The organism is Thiocapsa marina 5811, from assembly GCF_000223985.1.
GTDB classification, from domain to species: Bacteria; Pseudomonadota; Gammaproteobacteria; order Chromatiales; family Chromatiaceae; genus Thiocapsa; species Thiocapsa marina.
Window position 1 is genome coordinate 43,853 of the sequence record NZ_AFWV01000020.1, and the last position, 21,261, is coordinate 65,113.

Consider the following 21,261-nt stretch of genomic DNA (forward strand, 5'->3'; position numbering starts at 1 on the left):
ATGCTGCAACGCGGTCACCTCATATTTGCCGATCAGCAGCGCCGGTTGTCCCTGGTCAACAACAAACGGCCGGCGCAGCCCTTAAAGCGCGCGCGTCGGACCGCTCGCCCCCGCCGGCACCGCGCCGTCAGCCACCACCCAGTGAAACGCCATCGCTCCTTCGCAGGACAACAACGGTACCAGCACGTCGTTCAACGCTTCGAACATCTCGACGTCGCAGCGCGAGGCGATTATCAGCGTGGTCAGGTCCGAGACCAACCGGCGAAGTCGATGTCGAGGACGTTCTTGTCGCGCACGCGGACGATGCGCCCCTCGCCGATCACCCGATGGCAGATCCGATCGTTGACAGCCCAACGCAGCGAGCCCTCCCCAGCCATTCCCCTTTCGACACCGTGGGTTGCGCTTTCGGCGCGGCATAGGCATAGCGTTCGGGGATGCCGACCGCCCCCAGATACCGATTCAGTAAGCCGCTCGCGTCGGCGGGTGCATCGGGGAGCTTGGCATCCGGATCGGTTCCGGAGAGCCGTTTCGACAAGGAGCCCCCCGAGCGGGACCGCGGTCCGGGGTCGCGCTTCGACGACGAAACGGCTGGCCGGCGTGCGCGGGATTCCGGGGCCTCGCCACTCGTGCCCCTTCCATGCCGCATCGAAGCGCTCGTCGGGCGGGATGTCTTTGGCGCAGGGGAAGGCCACGTATGCCAGGCGCCCTTCCATTTGCACCGGTGCCGGATCCCCAAACCAGGGGCGTCACGTCCCCGGAGGTAGAGGCGTCATGCCCCCGGAGGTAGGGGCGTCATACCTCACGACGAGGGGCATCATGCCCCCGGACCAGGGGCGTCACGCCCCCGGAAGTAGGGGCGTCATGCCCCCCGAACCGTCATATGAACCGTCATTGAACCGTCAGTGAATCGACGTCGTCGCGCGCGAAACCCCGCTTGTCGAATGACACCTCGAAACGCAGACCCGAACCGGCGCACCCGATTCCGGCCGACCGGGAACCCGGCGAGGGGTCTCGACTCGGGCCGCCGAGAAGACATCGCACCCGGCCGGGTCCAGGAGCGCGTCGCCTCCCGGTCCGACACCGGAGCGCACCGCAGGTGTCGGGACGTCACCGTCATCCAGCGCCTGCAGACGCTTCGGCACGCGGACAAGGGCTCGACTCGGCCGGTCGGCACCCGCCACTCGCACAACGCACACGCCACCCTCCCCGGATCCACCGCGCTCGATCGCGCAGGGTCTCGCCGGGACCGTCCGGACCCGGGCATTCTTCGACCGGCCGGCATTCCGCCCAGCCCTGTCCGGCGCTTAACCCGCTCGAGCACAGGTTATCCACACGACCGATCACAGGGATTGTGAACAAAAAGGCCGTCGGCACCTTGACGACCTCCCCGATGCGCCGTCCGCGCAGCTTCCGACAGACCTGCAAGTAAAGCCGCGTTTTCGAGCGATTAGCGCCATCGCCGTCACGTCCGTCGGCCGGCACTCTGTCCGCACCTTCACGGACAGGCCAGCGGCATGCGACAGAACCTCGATTCATCCTTCGACGAGACGCCGGGGCGTCTGGCCCGACACCTCGCCGCCTCGCTGGCCGCCCTCGGATTGGCGGCGGCGTCGCTGGCGACCCCCGGTATGGCCGAGCCGTTGCCGAGCGCGTCGATCGCGCGCATGGCGCAGCTGCCGTCCGGCGCTCTGCAGGCGGTGGAGACCACCGACGGGGAGCTGCTGTTCTTCTCGGAGAACGGGCGCTACGTGCTGCGCGGCAGTGCCGTGGATCTCTGGCACGGGGCCAAGCTCACCGCATTCGATCAGACCCAACGCCTCGCCGGGCGGATCGATCTGGCGCGACTGAAGCTCGACGTGGCCGATCTGGGGGCAATCGACGTCGGCGAAGGCCCCGAAGTGGTCGTCTTCGTCGATCCCTTCTGCCCCCATTGCACCGCACTGTATGACGATCTGGCGCCGCTGCGCGCGACCTATCGCTTCCGGCTAGTCCCGATTCCGGTGCTGGGTGAGCCCTCGCAGCGCGCCGTGCTCGCGCTGGCGTGTCTGTCCGGGAGTGATCCCGAGCAGGCGCGCGAGGCGCTGCTCGGCGGGCTGACGGCGGATCTCCCGGAACCCGCGGCGGGATGCGGCGAGGCGGTTGCGCAACGCACGCTGATCGCGGCTCAAATCCTCGGGATTCGCGGCACGCCCTTCCTGATCGCGCCGGACGGACGCCTGCGTCAAGGTCGCCCCGACGACCTCGCGGCCTGGCTCGGCGGCGTCGAGGAGCGCGCCGAATGATCCACGCCACACCCCTGCTGCTGTGCGCGGCCCTGCTCGGGGGTTGCGCTTCGGGCAACCCCGGGTACGCCTGTCCCGGCTATCCGGGCAAACCGCTCTGTCTGCCGCCGAGTGCCGTCTACAGCCTCAGCGACGGGGCCGGGCCACCGCCCGCGTCCGTCGCACGCGCCCTGCCGGCCGAAACCGAAAGCGGGTTTGCCGGCGGGTCCGGTTGGGCCTGGACCACACGCCTGCGGGATTAGGAGACCGCCATGACCTCACGCCTCACGTTGCCGCTCGTGCTCTCGGCGCTCGCCGTCCTGAGCGGCTGCGCCACCCGAGCGCCTGCTCCGGATGCCTTGGCGGCCCAAGACCAACGCCCCGCCGAGTATCGACCCACACGCGCCGCCGCCGCGTCGATGCAGGCCTGGATCGCCCCTTGGGAGGATGCGACCGGCGATCTGTACCCGCCCTCCACGGTGTACATCGAGGTCCTGCGCGAGCACTGGCAGTACGACGGCGCTGCACACGGGCGTTTGACCGTGCTGCGGCCGCTGCAGGTGCAGCCGCGCTCGCCCGCACCACGCGACGCAGCACCGCCGGCCATGCCCCCGGATGCGGTTCCGCCGGATCCGGCGCACGCACCGATGCACCTGCCGCGGGCGGACAAGCGCGGCGCCTGAACACCGTGGTCCGGTGCAGACCGGACGATCGGCCCACTCGAACCCGCGCGCGCGGCGTGCGGTCCTCAACCTTCAGGAGAAGCTTGTCATGTTGTCCCCGCCCCCGTTGTCCGGTCGCGACCGCCGGACCCTGCTGTTCGCGGGCCTCGCCGCGACCCTGCTCGCCCTGGCGCTCTCCGCGAGCGCCACGGCCGGCACCACCGGGACCGAGTTCTCGGCCCTCTACACCCTGCTCACCGGCTGGATGACCGGCTTTCTGGGCCGCGTGGTGGCCGTGATCTTCATCATCATCGGCGTCATCGCCGGTGCCGCACGCCAGTCGATCATGGGTTTCGTCCTGGGCATCGCCGCCGGCGTGGGCATGTTCCTCGCCCCGGCGATCGTCGACGGCGTCGTCACCGCCACCCTGCCCGTCCTCTGATCGGAGCGTTCCGATCGCCCGGACCCCGACCATCGGGTCCATTGCCGGGTCCCGACCACGGGACCCCCTTTCACGCGAGGTCTTCATGGTCGAATTCGACAGGCGCGCCGTCGCCGGCGTGGCCCTCGTCTTGGCGGTCGCGGTCGCGCACGCCGACGACCTCCCGCGGCTTCCCGAATCCCTGATGGCCGCGTTGCCCGGCGTCGGCGATCTCGTCGTCTATCCGCGTTCGGGCGAGGTCCACGTCTGCCGGCGCATCCCCGCGCGCGCTTCGGCGGGCTGCGCGAGCGCGCGACAGGTCATCGACGGCGCGCTCGCCCATCGCGACGCTTGGCTCGCGGGCACCGCCGATCTGCTCTATCCGACGGATCCGGACATCGCGGTGCTCGATCGCGCGATCGCCCTCGCCGCGGACGGCGCGGACGGTCTCTTCGTGGTCGCCTACCGGATGGCACGCCACCACGCCGACGGCGCTCCGTCCCGGTCCCGAACGCTCGTCGTCACCCGCTGTGCCCCGAGCCGGGAGGCCGACCTCGGATCCTCCGCGGGATCCGGGCCGACGGCGCTCTGCAGCGAAGCGGAATACTGCATTGAACCGACCGGCGAAGCGCGGGCCGCGCACGCACGCGACGGTGCCGGACGCCTCGCCGTCGCCACGACCGCACATGGCCTGGCCATCCTGCTCCCCGACGGACGCGCGCTGTTCACCGCCCAAGCGGTCGACCCGCTCGCCTGGAGCGCGGCGCACATCCGACACCACCCGCAACCGGTCTTCGCGCCGGCCTCGGCCGACGAGGATGGGCTCGACGCACACGCCGCCGTCTTCCGGCTTCATCCGTCGGCCATCGACGATGTGCTGATCGTCACGCGCGAAATCGCCGCCGTCGACGGCCCGACCCTGGTGTCGCTCGGCGCCCTGCCTGCCGACCCGAGCGATCCCACCCCGATGCTCCGCCTCGCGGAGACCCGCCTGTTCGACCGTGCGCAGGGGCTACGACCATGAGCCGCTCCCGCACCGCCCCGGTCCAGGTGCGCTCGCCCTCCGGCAAACCCCTGAGCGACTGCGCCCGCCGCCGCGCCCGGGAGTTGGTCCGCCGCGGTCGCGCGACCTGGATCTCGACATCACCCCCGATCATCCGCCTGACCGAGAAGCCCTCATGACGACACCGCGCCGGTTCACCGGCTCGCGCGCCAACGCGCTCTTCCCGACCCTGGCCTACGACCCGGACAGCCATCTGTTTCTGCTCGACGACCAGTCGCTCGCCTTCGGCTATCTGTGCGAGCCTCTGTCCGCCGCCGATCAGTCCAACGCCGACCGGCTGCTGGTGCTCGGCAATCTCGACTGGCCACCCGAGACCCTGCTGCAGGTCGCGCTCTGGACCTCGCCCGATATCGAGGAGACCGTCGCGCGCATGGAAGGGCTGCGCATCGAGACCGCCACCGCGCTGTTGCGCGAATCCACGCGCCGCACCGCCGCCTATCTGCGCGCCGGCAGCACCGCCCCGCTCTCCCCGGCCGGGGATCTGCGGCTGCGCGAGCTGCAGGTGTTGGTCACGGCCAAGCTGCCGCTCGCCGCCCCGCAGCCGAGCGCGCACGAGTTGCGCGATGCCCGCGAGTTGCAGGCGACCGCCCTGCAGGTGCTGGTCACCGCCGGGATGCGCCCGGCGAGCCTCACCGCCGACCGTCACGTGCGGATCATGACGACCCTGCTCAATTGGGGACCGCAGGCGGGGTGGCGCGACCGCATCACGCCCGAGTGCGATGCCCGGCGCCCGGTCCGCGATCAGTATCTGGACTACGACGTCGGCATCGATGTCGACGCCAAGGGGATCACGCTCGGGGAGCAACGCATCCAGACCTTCTCGGTCAAACGCTTTCCCGACCGGGCCGGCTTCGGGCTCGCCGCGCGCTTCCTCGGGGATCCCTTCTCGGGCTCGCGCGGGGTGCGCCACAATGCGCTGATCACCCTGAACCTGCATTTCCCGGACCCCGAGGCGACGCGGGTGAATCTCACCTCGCGTGCGCAGTGGGCGGCCCATCAGGTGAGCGGCAATCTTTCCCACTACATGCCGCGTCTGGCCCACAACAAGCGCGATTTCGATGCCTTGTTCGCCCGGCTGGATCACGGCGACCGCCCGCTGCAGGCCTACCTGGGGATCGTGCTCTTCACCGCCCCGGAAGAGGCCGCGGGCGCGGCCTCGAATCTGCGCACCTACTGGCGCGAGCTCGGCTTTCAGGTCTTGACCGACCGCTTCTTCGTGCTGCCGCTCTTTCTCAACTGCCTGCCGTTCGGCGTCGATCGCGGGGCGATCCGCACCAGCTTTCGCTACCGCACCCTCTCCGCCGCCCATGCCGTCGCGCTGATGCCGGTCTTCGGCGACTGGAAGGGCACCGGCACCCCGGTGCTGAACCTGATCGGGCGCACCGGTCAGCTCGTGGATCTGAGCCTCTTCGATTCGGCGACCAACTACAACGCCGTCATCGCCGCCTCCTCGGGCTCGGGCAAGTCGTTCCTCGCCAACGAGCTGCTCTCGACCAACCTGAGTGTCGGGGGGCGCTGCTGGGTGATCGACGTCGGGCGCAGCTACGCCAACCTCTGCGAGTCCCTCGGCGGGCAGTTCGTCGCCTTCACCGCCGACTCGGACATCGTGCTGAATCCCTTCGAGCTGCTGCAGACGTGGGAAGAAGACGCCGACGTGATCGCCGCCATGGTCACGGCGATGGCCGCCCCGACCGAGCCGCTCGGCGACTACCGTACCGCCGGTCTCAAGCGCGCCCTGCGCGAGCTGTGGGACACCCACGGCACGGCAATGAATGTCGATCTGATCGCCGCGGCCATGCTCGCCTGCGCGGACGAGCGCCTGCAGGACGTCGGCGTGCAGCTCTACCCCTTCACCTCGCGCGGGGAATACGGACGCTGGTTCCACGGGCGCAACACCATGGACTTCAGCGCGGACCTGGTGGTTCTGGAGCTCGAAGAGCTCAAAGGCCGCAAACACCTCCAGCAGGTCATCCTGCTGCAGCTGATCTTCCAGATCCAGCAGGCGATGTATCTGGGCGAGCGTTCTCGCCAAAAGCTGGTGCTGATCGACGAGGCCTGGGATCTGCTCACCCAGGGCGATGTCGCGACCTTCATCGAGCACGGCTACCGGCGCTTTCGCAAGTACAACGGGGCCGCGATCACCGTCACCCAGTCCCTCGCCGACCTCTACGCCAACCCCACCGGGCGGGCGATTGCCGACAACAGCGCCCACACCCTGCTGCTCGCCCAGCCCGGTCACGCGATCGATCGGCTCAAGGCCGATCACCGTCTGCCGATGACCGCCGCGGGCGCGGAGATGCTCAAGACCGTGCACACCGTTCCCGGTGCCTACTCCGAGATCATGACCCTCGCCGACAGCGGCGCGGGGATCGGCCGGCTGATGGTCGACCCCTTTCGTCAGCTGCTCTACTCCACCAAGCCCGCGGACGTCGCGGCAATCCGGCGCCTGCGCGAGCGCGGGATGAGCGTCGAGCAGGCGATCAACCGGCTGCTGGCGGGGGCAGAGGCGGAGGCGTCCGATGCCGCCTGAGACCAATCTCGACGCGACCCGCCCGAGCGCGATCGTTCTCCGAGACAGGCCGGTGATGGGGTTCGGTGCGGGCGGATTCCTGCTGCTCGCGGCGATCCCCCTCTCGGCCCTTGCCGGCGGTTACCTCGGCACCGAGTTCGCGGCCCGACCGCTGCGCGACGCCATCGCCACCCGCCCGCCGGTGCTGATCGTCGATGTCGCCGGCGCCCTGGAGGGCGTCGCGCCGGAGGACGTCGGCGAGGCGATTGCGAACCTCCGTTCAACCGCGGCGCGTCTCGCCGACGGGGGCGTTCTGGTGTTGGACGCCCAGGCCGTGCTCGCGGCACCGCAGGACGCCTATGTGTTGTCGGGGAAGCAGCCATGAGTGCACGCGCGGACATCGCCGCTTCCCCCGAGGCCCGCCTGGCGCGCACCGTCCGGCGCGGCCTGCCGGCGCTGCTCCTCGTCCTGGGGTTGATGCTGTATCTCGGGACGCGCTATCGCATCGCGATCGACGATCAGGTCGACAAGTGCCTGCCGCCCTATACCGTCTTTCTGGTGGATCGGCACGACCGGACAGTCGAGCGCGACGGCCTCTTCGCCTTCCTCGCCGGCGAGCGCATGGCGCCTTTCTTTCCGATGCAAATGCAGGTCATCAAGCGGGTCGTCGGCCTGCCCGGAGAGACGGTCTCGGTCACTGAACAGACCACTCGGGTGGAAGGGCGAACGGTCGGCGAAGGACTGGATCTGGCCGGCACCCTCGGCACGCCCGCGGCGCAGTTCGTCCGCGAGGTCGTGGTCCCCGCCGATGCGGTGTGGATCATGGGCGCCACCCGCGACAGCTTCGACTCGCGTTATTGGGGTCCGCTGCCCCGTCATCAGATCATCGGGCGGGCCTATGCATTGCTCTGAGCGTCGGTTCCGTGCCCTGCTCGTCCTCGCGCTCCTATCCGCCCCGACGGCATCCGCCCAGTCAAGCGAGCGCGCCGACCTGCGTGCGCTGCGCGATCAGGTCGGAGCAATCCAAGAGGCGGTCTCCGGCACGGCGCTCCCGGACTGGCTCCGGAATCCGCCCGACGCCTCCGCAGGTGCGGGCGAGGCGCTCGGCGCGGCCGAGCGCGAACGGATGCACCGGCTGGCCACCGCGCAGATGCCCGCCCTCCCCGACGCGCAAGCGACCGCGACCGCAACGCCGACGCAGACCATCACGCTCCTGGTCTCGCGCGCGCTGGGCGCGGCCGCGCTGCGCGACATCTTCGCCAGCGCGGCCCGACCCGAGGTACGGGTGGTCTTTCGCGGCGTGGCCGAAGGCGAACCGCTGATGGACTTCATGCGCGGGATCCACGCGGAGCTTGAGGGGCTCGATCCGATGCCCGCGGTCGCGCTCGACCCGACACCCTTTCGCGAGGCCGGCGCCGCGGCCGTCCCGCTGATGATCCTCTCCGGACCCGACGGGGAGATCGCGCGGGTCGCCGGCCTGTCGGATCCCGCTTGGCTGCAGGCGCAGGTGGCGGCCGGCCGGACCGGGGATCTGGGGGTACGCGGACCGGTCGAGACGATCTCCGAGCCGGACATGCTCGAGGAGATCGCGCGCCGGGTCGCCGCATTGGATCTCGCGGCACTGCGCGAGCAGGCCCTCGCGCGCTACTGGAGAAGCGCGGTCTTCGAACATCTGCCGGCCGCGCGGGAGCCCCGCACGCGGGTGATCGATCCCATCATCGAGGCGAAGGCCGACATCGCCCTGCCGGACGGAACCCTGCTGGTGCGCTCCGGCGAGCGGCTCAATCCGCTCGATCGCCTGGCGTTCGGGCTGCGTCTGGTGGTGTTCGATCCGACCGAGCCGGGCCAGATCCGCACGGCCCGTCGTCTTGGCGAGAGCGCCGGGGCGCTGCGCCCGGTCTATCTGGCGACCCGTTTGGATCGCGAGGCCGGCTGGGAGGGCTTTCACGCGCTCGAGGATGCGCTCGACGAGCCAGTCTATCTGCTCACCGCGGACGTGCGCGAACGCTTCGCCCTGGAGCGCGTGCCGGCAAGCGTCGAGTCCGCGGATCGTGTCTTCCTGGTGCGCGAGCATCCGCCGGAGGAACCCCGATGAAGACACCCACCCTGCGACGCCTCGCCGGCCCTGCCCTGCTCCTCGCGGCCCTTCTGGCGGCCCCCTTCGGCGCAGCCGATGCCGCCGACCCCGCCTGCCCGGACGCCGAGCTGTTCTCGGGCAAACTGATCACCGATGTCTGCTGGGCCTGTCTGTTTCCGATCCGCATCGCCGGCATGCCCCTGTTCGGCGGAACCGCACCGGCGGGTGCGGCCTCCGCCCCCTTCTGCGCCTGCAACGATGGCCTCGGCGTGCCGCATCCGGGCTTCACCGTCGGGATGTGGGAGCCCGCGCGCCTGATCGAGCTGGTCCATGCGCCGCGCTGCGCGCCGGCCTTGGGCGGGATCCGCCTGCCGCTCGGCAGTCGCCGTCTGCTCGGAACCGCGGGGCAAGCCGAATACGACGCGAGCGATACGTCCTTCTACAACTTTCACTGGTACGCCTTCCCGCTGCTGATCCTGCTGGATCTGTTCTGGGACGACCGCTGCAACCCGGACGGCTATGTCGATCTGGACCTGCTCTATCTCTCCGAGCTGGATCCGACCTGGAACCACGACGAGCTGGCCTTCTTCACCAACCCGGAGGCCGCCTGGCTCGCCAATCCGGTCGCCCTGGCCGCCTGCCTGGCCGATGCCGCCGCGGCGACCGCGGGCACCCCGATCGATGCGCTCTTCTGGTGTGCCGGGACCTGGGGCAACCTTTATCCCTTCACCGGGCGCGGTCCCACCGTCGGCTCGCGCGCGCGCGAAACCAGTCTGGCCTCGGCCCGGTCGCTCGCGGCCCTGCATCGGCGCGGACTCAGCCGCCGCACGATGGGCAACGACGCGCTGTGCGGCTCCCCGATGGCGCCCTTCCTCCCGAAGAGCCAGTACAAGCTCTCGATGTTCTACCCTCTGCCCGAGACGCAGCGCGCCCACGTGATCGGCGAAAGCCCGTTCACCTGGGGGGAGTGGCGCAACATCCCCGCGGTCGGGGAGGACCATCTCTATCTGCTGTGGCGCTGGAACGACTGCTGTGCAACCTTCTGAGCGGTATCCCCTCCCCGTCCGGGTCCTGACCGGCCTCCTCTGCATCGCCCTGGTCTGGACCCCGTGGGCGTTGGTGTGGGGCGACGACTTCGCCGACGCCATCGACGCCGGCAAGGAAACAGGTCGCGAGGCGGCCGGCGCGCTGACGGTCCCGGCACTCTCCGGCGAGACACTGACGCTGCCCGGTGGGGACCTGCGTCTCGACGCGCTCTTCCCCGGCGCCGCCGGCGGCGACCCGGCGCGCTTCTCCGGACTCTACGGCAATCACCACGGCACCCTGATCCAAGGCCAACAGGCCCAAGGTGCGCTGATCACCGAGGGCTCGGCGACCGGCGAGGCCTACCGCACCCTGCGCGGCTCGGTCGAGCGCTCCCGTGCCGATATGCGCATCGACCCGCTCTGGGCGCAGACCGACGACGTGCTCGACAACTTCGAGGCGATCGCCGAGACCTTCGGGCACTGTGAGACCGAGACGACCTTCGACAACGGGACCCGCGAGGTCCACGTCCCGGACCTGCGCACCTGCGATCGGTTGACCCCGCAAGGCGGCTCCTGCTCCTGGTATCACGATTACGAACTGCCTGCGCCGGACAGCCTCGTCACCGTGACGGGCAGTGCTGCACTCGAAGACTGCGGACCCGGCTGCAAGCGGGTCGTGCTCGAGCGCGCCGGGGCCTGGCATGGATCCGCGGTGCTGGCCCTGCAGACGCCGTTGAACGGCGGCTTCGGCGTCAGCGATCCGTCGCGGGTGACGGACATTCGGGTGACCCTTGCCTTCGAGGAGCGCCCGGCGCCGGCCGAGCCCGACGAAGGGTTCTTCTTCGAGCACTATCAGGGATGGTACGCGGCGACCTTTCCGGGCGTGAACCGTGTGCAGAGCACCGCGTTCGGTTATTCGGCGCAGCCGATGACGCAGGCGCTGCGCAATGGGGGCGATTTCGCCCTGCGCCACGCCCATGTCTGGACCTTCGGCGACGGCACCCTGCCCGAGCCGGGCTGCGCCTGGTGCATACCGCAGGTCTACGACGCTGCCTGGACCGGCGGGATCCGGCTCGAGGTGGAGATCCGTTACAGCTCCCGGCCGCTGCGCAGTGTCTGGGGTCCGAACGACGGCTGCTACGACCTGCTCGAGACCCTCGGCAGCGACTTCTGCAGCGGCACGGTCGAGTGTCTGGGTTCGCCTTCGCTCGCCGCGGACGGCTGCTACGAGAACGCCGACGTGCGGATCTGCCCGGACGCCATGGCCGCCCCGCCCGTGGCCGGTCAAAACCCCTTCTGTACCGAGATCAAGGTGACCGCGAGCTGCTCGGGGTTCAACCAAGGGCCGATGCCGTGCTGGACCGATCCGCAGGGACAGGTGCAGTGTCCCTACAACGACGGCGATCAACCCTCCGACTGCATCGCCTTGGAGGAAGATCCCGCCTGCGGCTTCATCAAGTCCGAGTGTGTGGAGGGGGCCGTCGACAACCGCGGCATCTGTTTTCTGTTCGAGGAGACCTGGGACTGCGGCACCTCCCGCACCATCCCGTTTTTGAACCGCAACCGCACGCTGGACTGTGCCGGTCCGGTGCGCTGCCTCGGCACGGATTGCGCGGAGTTTCCCGAGGAGCAATCCGCGGACTTCGCCAAGGCGGTCGGGGCGTTGCAGACCGTGCAGATGGCGGTCTCGGACATGCAGTGCACGCCGGGCGGCAGCTGTCGGGTGTTCTCGGGCAGCGCCCATCAGTGCAAACGCGCGGTCGGGGGGATCGTCAACTGCTGCACGCGACCCCAAGGCGTGTCGCTGGCGGACTACGTCAGCCTGATCTTCGCACTCGGGAAGATCGATGCCGCGATCATGGGACTCGACAAAGGGGCGATGATCCGCGGCTCCTGGGAGACGCTGCGCCAGCCGGTCACCGCGACCTGGAGCGCGGTGAAGGAGTCCTTCGTCAGCGTCGCCAACAGCTTCACCGGCAAGACCGCGGCGGCCGCCAGCGACGCCGCGGCCGAGGTCGGCCTGAATGCAGTCAAACAAGCGCTTCTGAAGCAGACCGCGGAATGGGCCGCGCAGCTCTTCGGCGATGCCGCGGTCAATGCGCTCTTCTCGACCACGAGCGGCGGGGTCGCGGTCACCGGGGGCGTGGTGGCGGAAGGCTCGGTGCTGCAGCTCGGCGGCGGCACGGCCTGGCTCGGCACGGCGATGGCCTGGGCGATGTATGCCTACATGATCTACACGGTCGTGATGATCCTGATCCGCATCATCTGGACCTGCGAGCAGAGCGAGTTCGAGCTGGGTGCGAAGCGGGAGCTGCGCGCCTGCCATCGCGTCGGCTCCTACTGCAGGAAGGAGGTGCTGACCTGGTGCGTGGAGAAGCGCGAGAGCTATTGCTGCTTCAACACCCCGCTCGCGCGGATCCTCAACCAGCAGATCCGCCCGCAGCTCGGGCGCGACTGGGGCGAGGCGCAATCACCGGAGTGCTCGGGGATCGACATCCGGGATTTCGCGCGGGTCGACTGGACCCGGGTGAATCTCGACGAGTGGCTGGCGATCCTCTACGAGACCGGGCACTTCCCGACCCCGGGGACCCTCACCGTCGAGGACCTGACCGGCGCGGGCAGCGCGCTGACCGTCCGCAGCGAGGGCCGGGCGGACGCTGCGACGCGCACCACGCAACGCAGCGAAGGACTCGACAGCGAGGAGGTCCGCAAGGAGGCCGAGTCCGAGCTGTGGCGCGAGACGCTTCCGGCTCTGCCGGCCGAGTAGGCGGGACTCTTGACATGTATTGCAGAGCGCTATACGTTTTCCGGCACCATGATCGATCCGAGGATGCCGATGAACAGCCCGTCGACCAGTCTCATGGTCCGTCTCGACGCCGTCAGCAAGGACAGCGTTGCGCGGGCGGCGAAGCTGCGCCACGTCAGTATCAGCGATTACGTGCGTATGGTCGTCGTCGCTCAGGCGCAACGCGAGCTGAGCGCCGCCCGGCAGCGCGTCATCGCCCTGACCGCCGACGAGCAGCTCGCCTTCTGGCAAGCGCTCGACGAGCCGGCTCGGCTCACCGAGGCGCAGCACGCACTCGGTGCCTTGATGCGGGGCGAATGAACGCCGTCCGTTTCCCGGACGGCTACCGTCTCGAGCCCCTTCGCAAGAGCCACCCGCGCTCGGCGTTCCGCTGCGGCCAAGCACAGGTCGACGACTGGCTCGCCACCAAGGCGCTGCAGAATCAGGACAAGCGTCTGTCTGCAACGAAGGCGCTGATCGCAGCACCGGGCGACATCGCCGGGTTCTATACGCTCGCAACCGCTCAGGTCGACTTCTCCGACCTGCCGCCGGAGCTCATCCGACACCTGCCCCGCCGGGATCTACCGGTGGCGGTGTTGGCCTGGCTCGGCGTGGACGTGGGTCACCGAGGTTTGGGTCTCGGGCACCGCCTGCTCGCGAAGGCGCTCTTGGATTGTCACCTGGCGAGCCGAATCTTTCCGGTCGTGGCGGTCATCCTCGACTGCATCGACGCGCCGGCCAAGGCGTTCTATCGGCGCTGGGACTTCCGCGAGCTGCCGGGATACCGGCAACGCCTCTATCTGAGTTGGAAGCAGCTCGACGCCATGATGCAGGACCAGTGAAAGGATTCCGGCAGCCGGGTCGATGAAGACGCCGATCCGACGAGAGCGAGCCGGTCGCATGCGCAGGTCGTTCAACGCCCGTCCAGCGTGGCCGCGCATTCTCCTCCTGGCCCTTCTGCTGCCGGCTTCGAACGCGCTCGCCGCGGACTGGACGCCTGCCGGGGAGTCGCAGCGGCAGGACATCGGCGCGGACCTCGCCTACGCCAAGCGCACCGCGGCGCGCCCGTCCGACGGCAAACAAGTCAGCGCACACCTCGCCTTCTTCACCTCGCGAGCGTTCCGCTTGGAGGTCATCGATCTAGGGGCCGGCCCCGAGCCGGCATACCCGACACTGGAGTCCGCCTTCCGCAGCGCGGGCTGCGTGGCCGGGGTCAACGGCGGCTTCTTCCATCCGGATCGGCAGCCGTCCGGGCTCGTGATTTCCAAAGGACGACGGATCAATCGCTTCGAGACCGCAAAACTCCTGAGCGGCGTGATCTACAGCGACGAGCGCGGCATCCGCCTCGTCCGGCGTGGCCGGTTCCAAGATCACCCGCACATCACCGCCTTGTTGCAGACCGGGCCCTATCTCGTGGAAAACGCACGTCCGGTGCGGGGCCTGTCCACCGCCGATCCACGGCGCCGCACCTTCGTCGCCACGGATTGGCGCGGACATTGGGTCATCGGAGCGACCACGAGCAGTCTCTCCCTCGCCGAGCTCGGGGAAATGCTCGCTTTACCGGACGTCCTGACGCCTTGGAGGGTGGATCGCGCCATCAACCTCGACGGCGGATCCTCGAGCGGATTCTTCTTCGAGCGCGGCGCCGACCGGGCTCCCGTGACCCTGCAACCCTGGAAACGCGTGAGGAACCTGCTCGGAATCTGCCCGCGTTGAACCGTGCCGAGGGAGCCGAAACCGCTCGGTCAGCACCCACTGTGAAGGCGGATTCCGGAAAGCGACATCGGTATCGGCACGCTGAGCCGCCAGAGGGCAGGAACCGGCGATGCCATCACCGGTGCCCGGCGGTAAGCCGACGGTTGCCACGAGTCTACTCGACTCGGTGGACGCGGTCTGCTGCCGGTCGAGTCGCCGGTATTCGTGTCCCCTCCGCCCCATTAGCGGTCAATCGCGGCGGCTCAGTCTTGCGGCCCCGAAAGGTCGTTGTCGGCCAGTAAGAGACATCGCACCTTCTACTGCCATAGAGAGCAATGTTCAATAGAGCGGACATTGGGTGGCCGAGTACAGTGGCGCACCGATCGCCCCAAACTCCGCGTCGTGGAAGGAGAATCGCAGTCGTGCGCTTCCTCTCGGAGTGCACACTCGCCAAGAGCACGTCTTTCGTCGCCGAAAGCCAGACAAAAGCGCTTCGTTGATTTGCCATTAACATTGTGCAAGTCTTCCTGCCAGATAAGCGAAAGGCCAAACCTACCGAGAGGTAGGGGCGGAAAGTCGCGGATCCTAAGATCCCGGATTCTGGGATCAAGGACAGCCGGACTGCCGAGGGTGACCAGCGAAACGGTCACGCGCGGCGTCCGGCTTTTGATTTTCTGGGGGCAAGGAAGACGAGATGAAATCTTCGGCCGCGGGAGTAACCGCCGCAGGACTTAGCCTACGGCCCGCGCGCGCACGCTCAGCCCCTTCGCGTGGGCGGGTCTCGTCCGAACGCATCAAGCTCGCGAAACTGCGCTCTTCGGGATGCGCGCTCTGGTCGGGCGTGGGCTGCGCCACAAGGGAACGCCGGATCGCTACTGAGCACAACGCCCAACCCCAACTCGGTTCTCGCCTCGCATCCGACGGCCGCGCCTTGGCCGCACGGGAAAGCTCCTGTTTGCTCGCCGAAACAACCTCTGACGCGAGCCGCATCGCCTGTGATTAGTGACGCATAGGGATCAGAAAACCATGAATATACCGGTCTCATCTGAGTTTTTCTCTCAGGAGTCTAGCGCAAGATCCTGAAGCTTCGCTATCATTGCCGACATGGTCGACTACACCCTTACATCGGACGAACTCACGCAGTTGCGGGCCGCACACCGGCGCACGCGCGACCAGCGCGAGGCCGATCGCATCAAAGCCGTCATCCTCCTCGCCTCCGGCTGGCGAGCCGAGGACATTGCCGAGGCCCTGCTGGTCGATCCCAATACGGTGCGCACTCACTTCAAGCGCTATAGAGCCGGTGGTCTGGCCGAGTTGCTCAAGGTCGAGTATCGCGGCAGCGATGTCCTGTTGAGCGACGCGCAACTCGATCGGCTCGATCTGCATCTCCAAGAACACCTCTACCTCTCGGCTAAGGACATCGCGGCGTGGGTCGAAGCCGAGTTCAAGGTCAGCTACACCCCCAGCGGCATGACGGCCTTGCTGCATCGCCTCGGGTTCGTCTACAAGAAGCCCAAGCTCGTCCCCGGCAAGGCCGACCCGGAGGCCCAGCGCGCCTTTCTCGCCAAGTACGAAGAACTGAAGAAAAACAAAAGCCCGAACGACGTCATCGTGTTCATGGATGCCGTGCATCCGCAGCACAATCCGGTGCTGGGCTACGGCTGGATCAAGCGCGGCAAAGACCATGAGGTGCGTTCCAACAGCGGGCGTCAGCGCCTCAACATCAACGGCGCCATCGACTTGGAGCGGATGGAGCCGGTGGTGCGCTACGACGACACCATCAACGCCGACTCGACCATCGCGCTGTTCGATCAGCTCCTGTTGGCCTATGCCTACGCCGCGAGCATCTATGTGATCTGTGACAACGCGCGCTATTACCGATCGAAAGCCGTCCAGGCGTACCTCGAGGATTCGCGCATCAAGCTGGTGTTTCTTCCTCCGTATGCCCCGAATTTGAATCCGATCGAGCGATTATGGAAGCTCTTCAAGAAAACGACGCTCTATAATCGCTATTATGAATCGTTCGGCGATTTTCGGAGCGCTTGCGAAGGGTTCTTCGACAATTCGCATCTGTATCGTGATCAGATGCGCTCGTTGTTAACCGAGAACTTCGCGATTGTTGGCGAATGAAAGCGCCGAAAATCTCGCATTCGCTGAGTATAACGCAAAAAATCTGCTGCTCGCTATGGGATCTGCGCAAAGGATCTGGGCCGCTTCGATGAGAACGCTGATTCTCTCGTCCGCCGCCTTGCTTGGCTTCCTTGCACTGCCCGGCATGGCCGAGGTCTACGATCCCTACACCGGGCCAGACCCAGTCGCTCCGTCCCTTCGGCTAATGGCGGAGCCCTTTGCGGCGACGGAGGCCTTGGGACCCGTCAGTGTCTCCATCCGCTCCCTCAACTCGCAGACCTTCCCCTTCGTCTTTCTCGATGTCGATGCGACGGACGAGACCAGTACCTGCACGCTGTTCAGCGCCGAGAACTTCCAGGTGCTGGAAGACGGCGTCGCTCAAAAGGATTACTTCGCGGTCACGCCACCGAACGAGAACCAAGGCGTGCGCCTGGTCGATATCGTCTTCATCATGGACAACAGCGGGAGCATGAGCGACGACCAACTGGCTGTTCGGAACAACGTCTACGGCTTTGTCGACAAACTGGCCCAGGCAGGGATCAACTACGCCTTTGGCCTCACGCGTTACGGCCAAGGTGCGAACTCGGGCGCCCCGCTCATTGAGGACAACGGAAACCTAACTTCTGACGCTGCCTACTTCAAAGACACCGTCTGGACGCGCAACACCATCGATGGCGGCACTGAGCCGGGGTATCGAGCCATCGTCGATTCGGCGGCGAAGTTCAACTACCGCCCTGGATCGCGGCGCGTCTTCATCATCGTCACGGACGAGAGCCCCAATCAGGGCGGAGCCACCCTCGACCAGGCCGCGGCGGCGCTGCAAAGCGGCGACGTAACCCTCTTCGCCGTGACCGCGACGAGCCTATTCTCGTCGTTCCAGAGCCTCGTGGCCGACCCCTCCCAGCAGCTACTGGGCCTAACCACCAGCTTCGATCAGATCTTCACTGCGGTCACTGACCTGCTTGCCGACACCTACCGCGTTACCTACAAGGCCCAGAATGAGACGATCGACGGTCTGGAGCGGGCCGTCGAGGTCCAGGTGACGTGCGGAGCGGAAACCGGATCCGACACGACCACCTACATGCCCGGGAGCGAGCCGAAGATCGCGCGCACCCAGGAAACGACCGACCTCAGCGCGACAACGCAGCCCGCGCAGACCGCTCTCACGATCGCCGCCCAGGTCACCGACCAGGCGGAGCCCCTCGTTCAAACCGACGGAGTACGGCTGTATTACCGCCCAACCACCACGGACAGCAACGCGCCCTATAAGTTCGTCAAGATGACGAGAATTGGCGGGGATAACTATAGCGTCTCGATCCCCTCGTCCGATGTGCTTGAGCCCGGTGTCGACTATTACATCTCGGCGACAGATGGGGTCAGCAACGTGACTGACCCAAAGGTAGAAGCATCTCTAAGGCCATACGCTATCGCCGTCTTCCCCAATGAGCCACCTCTGCTTGTTCTTGACTTAATAACCGATGCCGAAGAGGGAGAGCCCATCGGCGTCTGTGTAGAAGCTGACGACACCACAGACCGACTGGAAAAGGTTGTTCTCCACTTCCGCGCACTTGGGGAGCTGACCTACGAATCGGTAACCATGCAGCCCAGTGACGGCCCTCCTTGCTCAACCTCGGCAACACCCCATGTCTATGACGCCACAATCCCGGCAGATCGTGTCACTTTAAAGGGAGTCGAATACTACATTGAGGCGGTTGACAACTACGGGACCCGGGCAACACTAGGAGCCGCTGATCAACCTGCAGTTATTACGGTGAGCGCAGCTGGCAACAAGCCTTACGTCGTGTTCATTCCAGGCTTTCTCGGCAGTCGCCTTTACCGCCCTGGGACGTTCGAGCTTGACAGGGTATGGGAGACTATTTACGACGATTGGTTCAACAGCGACTTTGAATACCTTAGGCTTTGCGATTCCGACGTCGGGCCCTGCGATGGCATCGGAGAGCCAAACCCTGATCGACCTGCTTACTTGGGTGATCCGGATGACATTATTGGGACACCTGACGATGATCAAAACGAGCGGGGAATAATTGGCGAAGTCCACCTCGATGGCAAAGTGCCACTCGTCGAAGGAAGAAATGTATACAAGTCCGCAATTGACTACTTCAATCAGCGACTAGGGCAAGATCATTGGCGTACCGTCCCTTGGGACTGGCGCCTGAGCGTAGAAGACCCTTTGACCTTGGTTCTTGTTGAGTTGGCGATCCGATCGCTCGTTGGCGATAGCGGGGAGAAAGTGGTAATCGTGGCACACAGCACGGGCGGTTTGGTTGCCAAAGCGTACTTAGAACAGTACGGCAGTAGGCAGGTCAGCCGCTTGATCTCGGTCGCTGTGCCACATTTTGGCACTCCCCAGGCGCTGCCCGAGCTATTGCACGGGGATATGAACGATTGGCCAAACGGGTTTATTCCGAAAAAAGAATGGCGCGACGCCGGGCGGCGAATGAAGTCGACTCATCAACTGCTACCCAGCGACGCTTATATCGCAGGATCCGACGAGAGCGTTATCGACGTGCTCGATCTGCCTCGAGTTTTCGCGGTTTCCGATTGCGCGAACGACCCTGGAGAGGACGACTGGGAGCTGAACAATTACGATTTCAAGAGCTATCTCGGTCTTTCTTCCTGGTTGCAGGAGCACACCTTGATGAAGCCCGGAAGGTATGACGATACCACGCGTCCGCTCGAACTTTCCGGACAATTGCTCGATGTCGCAGAGGGGTTTCACTCGGCATTTGATGGTTGGGTACCGGATATTCCCGTTGACCTTATTGCTGGGACTAACGTGGCAACCGTAGAAGGTATTGACTATGGTCATGAATACCTTCTGCGCGATGTTTATGTGGCGCCTTCGCTGAGCGTACGTAAATGGATTTGCAAAGATGACGTGATTTACGACATCCGGGAGAACCGTAAGGGTGACGGTACAGTTCCCGTCGCGAGCGCCTTGGGCATGCCTGATCATGAGAATATCAAGAAGCATCAGCCGGTCGACCTCAAGGTGGGACGGAATGCCAGCCATTCCACCATTTTTGCTCACCAGGGAATTCAGAAGTTGCTTGACCAGGTTCTTGGCGTGAGCGAAACGGTCACGGTGCAGGCACAAGCCCTTCGGATCGCAAGCGTTTCGGCGCTATATTCAACTGGCTCGGATGTGCAGACACGTATCCGCGTCTTTGGGGACGTCGCGCTTCATGTTTACGATGAAAGTGGACAGCATACCGGTTATCGGGCAAGTGGAAATCTAGGCCTAGACTTTGGCGAGGAGGCTGTTCCCGGCAGTAGCTACCGCAGCAATGGCTATACTCAAATCGTCTGGATCCCAGGCACACTTGAAATCTACCGTACAGAAATTGTGCCTCGCGCGCAGACCCAGGTCGTAGTGCGGATAGAGCAGTACATAGGTGACGAGAGAGTGGCGCAGGTCGATCTGCCTCCCGTGGACCTAGGGGATAACGGAAGGCTTAATGTCATTGGCAGTGAGTCACTCGAAGAGACCAAGATCGCTGTCGATACTGACGGGGACGGCGTCTCGGAACGGGTCCTTCCGATTCTAAGTCCTTTGACAGATACGTTCCCCCCCGTGTCTGCTCACACCCTCGTGGGTGCGATGGGAGAGAACGGTTGGTATGTATCGGATGTGGCCGTTTCGCTCAGCGCAAATGACGGAGAAGGGGTCGGTGTCCAAACTGTCTTTTACGCGCTGGATAATAGTCAACCCCAAGCTTACACAAACTCGAACGGCATCAGTATCACGTCCGAAGGCGTGCATACGCTGACCTATTATGCAGTTGATTACTTTGGCAATCAGGAAGAGCCACATACTGTGGCGGTCAAGATCGACAAGACCGCGCCAGTGGTGACGGCTTCGCTGTCGCCGGACATTCTGTGGCCGCCGAACCATAAGATGGTGCAGGTGCAGGCGACGGTGACGGCGAGCGATACCTGTGACCCTTCTCCCGCGGTGTCGCCGGTGTCTGTGACAAGTAACGAGCCGGATAGTGGGACGGGATACGGGGACACCCCGAACGATATCGTCATCCTCAACGACACGACGTTCAAGCTGCGCGCCGAGCGATCCGGCGCGGGAAGCGGGCGCATCTACACGATCATGTATGAGGTAGCGGATGCGGCAGGGAATACGTCGCAGGCGAGTGCGAAGGTGACTGTACCGCACGATAAGGGGAAGAAAGGGAAAAAGAATTGACGGCGTAAGACTCGCCTTTGGGAGAGCGGCCATGAGAGACCCCGGCCTGGTGCCGGGGTCTTTGGGTTTAAGCGGGAGCGGGTAAGTCGCTTCGCCGGAAGCCGAGGTAGAAGACCGTGGCGCCGACCGTGATGGTTTCGGGGCCGAGGACGTTGGGAGGGTCGGCGGAGAGGTAGAGCAAGGCGCCGCTGACCTGGACAGGGTAGATGCCGTCCTGTAGGTCGCCGCGGTCAATGACGCCTTGGGCGATCGTGTGGGCGGCCCTAAGAGTCGAGGGCTACTGGGCGCCTAGGCGACTTTTCGTGTCCGGTCTGGGTCGTAAACGGCCAATCCTTCCGACGGCGCCCGATGTCTCCTTTGGGTCGCTATGTAAAGCTTTACATAGCGACCCCTATGTAAAGTTGCCAACTATGT

At 65.9% G+C, this 21,261-nt stretch carries 19 protein-coding genes and 1 riboswitch; of the genes, 17 read left to right on the top strand and 2 right to left on the bottom strand.

Features of this window, described 5'->3' with window-relative positions:
- Window positions 1-81: 81 nt before the first annotated feature.
- On the bottom strand, window positions 82-258 hold the full coding sequence (locus tag THIMADRAFT_RS27215) for a hypothetical protein (RefSeq protein WP_158308410.1): 177 nt from the start codon (window positions 256-258) through the stop codon (window positions 82-84).
- On the bottom strand, window positions 243-377 hold the full coding sequence (locus THIMADRAFT_RS28315; RefSeq protein ID WP_267878416.1) for a hypothetical protein: 135 nt from the start codon (window positions 375-377) through the stop codon (window positions 243-245). Before THIMADRAFT_RS28315 ends, THIMADRAFT_RS27215 begins: the two co-directional genes overlap by 16 nt.
- A 1,137-nt stretch (window positions 378-1,514) precedes the next feature.
- Here THIMADRAFT_RS28315 and THIMADRAFT_RS22045 point away from each other — a divergent pair.
- The 17 genes from THIMADRAFT_RS22045 (at window position 1,515) to THIMADRAFT_RS22120 (ending at window position 20,847) form a co-directional block, all read left to right on the top strand.
- Window positions 1,515-2,282, top strand: a complete 768-nt coding sequence (locus tag THIMADRAFT_RS22045) for a DsbC family protein (protein WP_007195341.1) — start codon at window positions 1,515-1,517, stop codon at window positions 2,280-2,282.
- Window positions 2,279-2,524, top strand: a complete 246-nt coding sequence (locus THIMADRAFT_RS22050; RefSeq protein WP_007195342.1) for a hypothetical protein — start codon at window positions 2,279-2,281, stop codon at window positions 2,522-2,524. Before THIMADRAFT_RS22045 ends, THIMADRAFT_RS22050 begins: the two co-directional genes overlap by 4 nt.
- Before the next feature lie 9 nt (window positions 2,525-2,533).
- Window positions 2,534-2,944 (top strand): TraV family lipoprotein, encoded by a 411-nt coding sequence (locus tag THIMADRAFT_RS22055; RefSeq protein ID WP_007195343.1) that lies wholly within the window; start codon window positions 2,534-2,536, stop codon window positions 2,942-2,944.
- An 88-nt stretch (window positions 2,945-3,032) separates the two neighbouring features.
- Window positions 3,033-3,365 carry a TraA family conjugative transfer protein gene (traA, locus tag THIMADRAFT_RS22060; protein WP_007195344.1) on the top strand — a complete coding sequence of 111 codons (333 nt, stop codon included), beginning with the start codon at window positions 3,033-3,035 and terminating at the stop codon, window positions 3,363-3,365.
- A gap of 85 nt (window positions 3,366-3,450) precedes the next feature.
- Window positions 3,451-4,368, top strand: coding sequence for a hypothetical protein (locus THIMADRAFT_RS22065; RefSeq protein ID WP_007195345.1), 918 nt, complete (start codon window positions 3,451-3,453; stop codon window positions 4,366-4,368).
- On the top strand, window positions 4,365-4,526 hold the full coding sequence (locus THIMADRAFT_RS27575) for an RRXRR domain-containing protein (protein ID WP_007195346.1): 162 nt from the start codon (window positions 4,365-4,367) through the stop codon (window positions 4,524-4,526). Before THIMADRAFT_RS22065 ends, THIMADRAFT_RS27575 begins: the two co-directional genes overlap by 4 nt.
- A complete protein-coding gene (traC, locus tag THIMADRAFT_RS22070) occupies window positions 4,523-6,937 on the top strand; it encodes a type IV secretion system protein TraC (protein ID WP_007195347.1) in 2,415 nt (804 codons plus the stop codon). Before THIMADRAFT_RS27575 ends, traC begins: the two co-directional genes overlap by 4 nt.
- Window positions 6,927-7,301 (top strand): hypothetical protein, encoded by a 375-nt coding sequence (locus tag THIMADRAFT_RS22075; RefSeq protein WP_007195348.1) that lies wholly within the window; start codon window positions 6,927-6,929, stop codon window positions 7,299-7,301. The genes traC and THIMADRAFT_RS22075 overlap by 11 nt, the downstream gene beginning before the upstream one ends.
- Window positions 7,298-7,828 carry a signal peptidase I gene (gene lepB, locus THIMADRAFT_RS22080; RefSeq protein ID WP_007195349.1) on the top strand — a complete coding sequence of 177 codons (531 nt, stop codon included), beginning with the start codon at window positions 7,298-7,300 and terminating at the stop codon, window positions 7,826-7,828. Before THIMADRAFT_RS22075 ends, lepB begins: the two co-directional genes overlap by 4 nt.
- A complete protein-coding gene (locus THIMADRAFT_RS22085) occupies window positions 7,815-9,011 on the top strand; it encodes a TrbC family F-type conjugative pilus assembly protein (protein WP_007195350.1) in 1,197 nt (398 codons plus the stop codon). Before lepB ends, THIMADRAFT_RS22085 begins: the two co-directional genes overlap by 14 nt.
- Window positions 9,008-10,039, top strand: a complete 1,032-nt coding sequence (locus THIMADRAFT_RS22090; protein ID WP_007195351.1) for a TraU family protein — start codon at window positions 9,008-9,010, stop codon at window positions 10,037-10,039. Before THIMADRAFT_RS22085 ends, THIMADRAFT_RS22090 begins: the two co-directional genes overlap by 4 nt.
- The gene (gene traN / locus THIMADRAFT_RS22095) at window positions 10,026-12,785 is read left to right on the top strand and encodes a conjugal transfer protein TraN (RefSeq protein WP_007195352.1); all 2,760 of its coding nucleotides are present in this window, start codon (window positions 10,026-10,028) and stop codon (window positions 12,783-12,785) included. Before THIMADRAFT_RS22090 ends, traN begins: the two co-directional genes overlap by 14 nt.
- Window positions 12,786-12,854: 69 nt before the next feature.
- The gene (locus tag THIMADRAFT_RS22100) at window positions 12,855-13,124 is read left to right on the top strand and encodes a type II toxin -antitoxin system TacA 1-like antitoxin (RefSeq protein ID WP_007195353.1); all 270 of its coding nucleotides are present in this window, start codon (window positions 12,855-12,857) and stop codon (window positions 13,122-13,124) included.
- A complete protein-coding gene (locus tag THIMADRAFT_RS22105; protein WP_007195354.1) occupies window positions 13,121-13,645 on the top strand; it encodes a GNAT family N-acetyltransferase in 525 nt (174 codons plus the stop codon). The genes THIMADRAFT_RS22100 and THIMADRAFT_RS22105 overlap by 4 nt, the downstream gene beginning before the upstream one ends.
- 58 nt (window positions 13,646-13,703) lie before the next feature.
- The gene (locus THIMADRAFT_RS22110; RefSeq protein WP_007195355.1) at window positions 13,704-14,519 is read left to right on the top strand and encodes a phosphodiester glycosidase family protein; all 816 of its coding nucleotides are present in this window, start codon (window positions 13,704-13,706) and stop codon (window positions 14,517-14,519) included.
- A gap of 514 nt (window positions 14,520-15,033) precedes the next feature.
- A riboswitch (cyclic di-GMP riboswitch) is annotated at window positions 15,034-15,127 on the top strand.
- A 475-nt stretch (window positions 15,128-15,602) separates the two neighbouring features.
- The gene (locus tag THIMADRAFT_RS22115; protein WP_007195356.1) at window positions 15,603-16,628 is read left to right on the top strand and encodes an IS630 family transposase; all 1,026 of its coding nucleotides are present in this window, start codon (window positions 15,603-15,605) and stop codon (window positions 16,626-16,628) included.
- The gene (locus THIMADRAFT_RS22120) at window positions 16,615-20,847 is read left to right on the top strand and encodes an OmpL47-type beta-barrel domain-containing protein (RefSeq protein ID WP_040733778.1); all 4,233 of its coding nucleotides are present in this window, start codon (window positions 16,615-16,617) and stop codon (window positions 20,845-20,847) included. Before THIMADRAFT_RS22115 ends, THIMADRAFT_RS22120 begins: the two co-directional genes overlap by 14 nt.
- Window positions 20,848-21,261 lie beyond the last annotated feature (414 nt).